Origin of the sequence: Corynebacterium lipophilum (assembly GCF_024102595.1) — a bacterium.
GTDB classification, from domain to species: Bacteria; Actinomycetota; Actinomycetes; order Mycobacteriales; family Mycobacteriaceae; genus Corynebacterium; species Corynebacterium pseudogenitalium.
This window is the reverse complement of record NZ_JAEUWV010000040.1, coordinates 1-2199: the sequence shown is the minus strand read 5'-3', so window position 1 is coordinate 2199 and position 2199 is coordinate 1. Positions and strand designations below refer to the sequence as shown.

Sequence of the window (2199 nt, the reverse complement as noted above, 5' to 3'; positions counted from 1 at the left end):
CCGACGGCATTCTTGGTGCAAGTATTTGACTCCTTGCGAGTACGAATCTCGTTGCGCGTAGCGATACGCTAGAGTTGAACCCATTATTTGACCACCCCATGGTGTCTACTTTTCAGGGGTCGGCCCCCTCTACGACAACGCTATCGACACCGACTACACCCACTCAATCGGCATTCAAAAAGGCCAAATCTAACCCCCGCGACACGCCGAGCCAGACACACATTTTGACCCTTAACCCTTTAAATGGATATAATTAGACCCATGTTGATTTCAGGTACCGCTTTCTTGCGGTTGCGCACCAACCGCTAAGGCGGTTTCCTACCCCGTAGGTTAAAAACCGCTCCGGTCCTTTAGCCGGGCGGCTATTTGTCATGCCCGGCTCCCTTTCAAATCCAAGGAGCACACCTGATGTCTGCATACGGACACGGCCGTCACGAGCATGGCCAAAATTTTCTCACCAACCACAAGATCATCAACTCCATCATCGACCTTGTGAAACAAACCTCCGGCCCCATCATTGAGATCGGACCAGGAAGCGGTGCCCTCACTCACCCGATGGCCCACTTGGGGAGGGCGATAACGGCAGTTGAAGTGGACGCAAAACTAGCTGCCAAAATCACACAAGAAACCTCCTCGGCGGCGGTCGAAGTGGTCCATGATGATTTCCTTAACTTCCGGTTACCCGCCACTCCCTGCGTCATTGTGGGAAACATTCCCTTTCACCTCACCACTGCCATTCTTCGAAAGTTGCTGCATGCGCCAGCATGGACTGACGCTGTACTCCTCATGCAGTGGGAAGTCGCTCGCCGCCGGGCCGGGGTAGGCGCAAGCACGATGATGACGGCTCAGTGGTCCCCATGGTTCACATTTCACCTGGGTTCTCGGGTACCAAGGCATGCTTTCCGGCCACAGCCAAACGTTGACGGGGGGATCTTAGTGATCCGCCGGGTGGGTGACCCGAAGATTCCGATAGAGCAGCGCAAAGCCTTTCAGGCGATGGTGCACACCGTTTTCACTGCCCGGGGACGCGGGATAGGGGAAATTCTCCGAAGGGCAGGGTTGTTTTCATCACGTTCAGAAACACAATCATGGTTGCGCTCGCGAGGAATCGACCCCGCGACCCTACCTCCCAGATTGCACACCAACGACTGGATCGATCTCTTCCAGGTGACTGGTTCCTCTCTACCTCACCATCGACCCATTTCACCATCGGGAAGTAGTCAACGACCTCCTCAACGGAAAAACCGAAGCCGGCGGCGTTAATCCCCACCAAAACCGAAATCCACCAGTAGTACTAAAAGGGCTCTTCCGGTTTTAGAGTGCATTGATTAGTTCGCCGGGGGTTCGGGCGTGGCACAAGATATTGGGGTCCTTGGCTTTGTAGGAAAAAGGTATCTAATCCATCCGTACAAAACTAAGGACCTACTGTGCAGCCTAACGGAAATGTCATCGTCGATACCATCTGCCGCACCGCAAAACTAGGAACTACTATCACCGGTGCCACAGAAAACGGTGACGTCACTGTTATTGAAGCCGAACCCGTCGAGCCGATCAATGAATGCCCTACCTGCGGGCAGCCTGGAGTATTCCGCGACCACGTCATCCGCAGCCTGGTCGATCTGCCCATCGTCGGCCACCCAACAACTTCATGTGCGCCTTCCACGCTACCGGTGCACCAACAAGCGTTGCTTGCAGAAGATCTTCCGTGCTGGCCTTGCCTGCGCGCCCGACAATTCAAAGACCACGGACCAGGTGACCCACTGGATCCTGCAACGACTCTGCCTAAATCGGATGAGCGTTGCCGCTGCACCCAAGTCATTAGGCCTGGGGTGGGATATGAAGTGTCCCAGGTTTTGTTCCGTTTGATGAAACCCGTTTTTGAAACAACGTACGGAGCACAACGCACGCCGATGCCAAAGCTTCCGCAACATCGACTACCTCATCAAACCCACGACAGTGGGATTCACACCCTCAATCCCCACGCGTGCACTCGGGCTTAAGGGACATTTTGTGTGTGTAAATCTATCCGGTTTCCCGGGATGACCTCGGCCAGCAACCAGATATGGTTTTCAAAACAGTTCCATTCGCCCGTTTCGAGAAATCAACACCGAATACCACCACACCTGTGGTATAGGCTCCGACCGTGGTGCGGTAAGGCCAATTGCTATGGCAATCACAAACCGGCCGTCTTGCCCACTA

2 protein-coding genes and 1 pseudogene are annotated in these 2199 nt (G+C 54.3%); all 3 read left to right on the top strand.

The window, feature by feature from the left end:
* Nucleotides 1-243 precede the first annotated feature (243 nt).
* Complete coding sequence (locus JMN37_RS11490; RefSeq protein ID WP_071569110.1) at nt 244-309, top strand: erythromycin resistance leader peptide; 66 nt, start codon at nt 244-246, stop codon at nt 307-309.
* A gap of 99 nt (nt 310-408) precedes the next feature.
* On the top strand, nt 409-1263 hold the full coding sequence (gene erm / locus JMN37_RS11210) for a 23S ribosomal RNA methyltransferase Erm (protein ID WP_071573762.1): 855 nt from the start codon (nt 409-411) through the stop codon (nt 1261-1263).
* A 164-nt stretch (nt 1264-1427) separates the two neighbouring features.
* Nucleotides 1428-1845, top strand: a pseudogene (locus JMN37_RS11205) (transposase family protein); the annotation flags it as partial.
* Nucleotides 1846-2199: the final 354 nt, after the last annotated feature.